General features: G+C 40.1%; 1 protein-coding gene. It reads left to right on the top strand.

From position 1 onward, the window contains the following. Window positions 1–222: 222 nt before the first annotated feature. Window positions 223–1,645, top strand: a 1,423-nt coding sequence (gene istA / locus PND65_RS09595) for an IS21 family transposase (RefSeq protein ID WP_271992989.1), incomplete at its 3' end; no start/stop codon positions are given.

Below are 1,645 nucleotides of genomic sequence, written 5' to 3'. Positions count from 1 at the left end.
TGAATATTCCAAAGTGGCGGAGCCATCTAATCCGACAAAATAGAGCCACTTATTCCAATCTAGAGAACCACTTAATCCAAATTACAGAGCCAGGCAATCCGATTTGAGAGCCATCCTCTCAAGGTGGCGTAGCCTGGTTTTTTTCTACCCTCTAATTTCTTAAGATATGTATGCGATAGTTATCGCATTCTTTAATATCTTGTGGAATTGGAGGTGTTTTATATGCGAGATTTAAAGAAAATCTTGAAGCTTAGAGCTTCAAATAAGAGTCAACGCTTTATTGCGGATTCTCTGAAAATATCCAGGAATACAGTCAGTCGGATATTTTCATTGGCAGACCAGAAACAGCTGTATTGGGAGAAGGCCCATAACATGGACGAGAATCAAATTGAATCCTATTTGTTTGGGAACGATACAGTGAACCTGATCTATCAATCACCGGATTTTGAAAAGATTCATAAAGAGCTTTTGAAACCGGGAGTCACCCTTCAGCTGTTATGGGATGAATACGTGGAACAGTGCAGATCCATTGGGAAACCATTCTATCAGAGAAGTAATTTCTACAAGCTGTACACAGATTACGTGAAGAAACATCGGCTTACAATGCATATCAATCATAAACCAGGTGATAAGTTGATGGTTGATTGGGATGGAAAGACCATGGAAGTAACCGACCGGTATACTGGCGAAATAACGAAGGCCTATCTCTTCGTGGCAACTCTTCCGTTTAGTATGTTTTCCTATGTGCAGGCATGTCCTTCTATGGACTCGAAGAACTGGATCGATTGTCATATCAACGCTTTTCGTTATTATGGCGGTGTCACTAGACTACTGGTTCCGGACAATCTTAAGACGGGAGTGGATTCAAATAAAAAATATGAAGATCCTGTATTAAACAAATCCTATCAAGAAATGGCAGATCATTATGGAACCACTGTTATCCCGGCCAGGATCCGAGCCCCTAAAGATAAGGCCGCTGTAGAAGGAACAGTTAATACGATCACCACTTCCATCATGGCACATTTAAGAAATCGAACTTTCTTTTCCTTTGATGAATTAAATAACGCAATATGGATCGAATTGGAAAAGTTTAATGACCGTCCATTTCAAAAACGAGAGGGATCCAGAAAATCGGTTTATCTTGAAGAAGAGAAAGATTATATGATACCTCTTCCTGAAAGGGATTTTGAGCTAAGTGAATGGAAGACGGCAACGGTCCAATTAAACTATCACATCGCAGTAGATAAGATGAACTATTCTGTTCCCTATGAATATGTGGGAAAACGAGTAGAGGTTAGGTCCACGAAATCTTATATTGACGTTTATTATAAACGTACACTGGTCTGTTCCCATAAAAGGCTGTATGGAAGAAAGAATCAGTATTCCACAAACATTGACCATATGCCGGAAAATCATCAACTGTTCACCTGGAATGGAGAACGTTTCAAAAGATGGGCAGCTGAAATCGGTCCCCATACATATCAGGTCATCGAATCACTGTTGAATCGATACAAGGTGGAAGAACAGGCTTACAAAGGATGTCTTTCGCTGTTGAAACTTTCTGATAAATATACGGCAACCAGGTTGGAAAATGCATGTGCATTGGCCATCGCTCATGTCTCCAAGCCCGGTTATAAAAATATTA

Origin of the sequence: Faecalitalea cylindroides, from assembly GCF_028321995.1 — a bacterium.
Taxonomy (GTDB): domain Bacteria; phylum Bacillota_I; class Bacilli_A; order Erysipelotrichales; family Erysipelotrichaceae; genus Faecalitalea; species Faecalitalea cylindroides.
The sequence above is the reverse complement of the archived record's forward strand: the minus strand, read 5'-3'. Positions and strand labels throughout refer to the sequence as shown.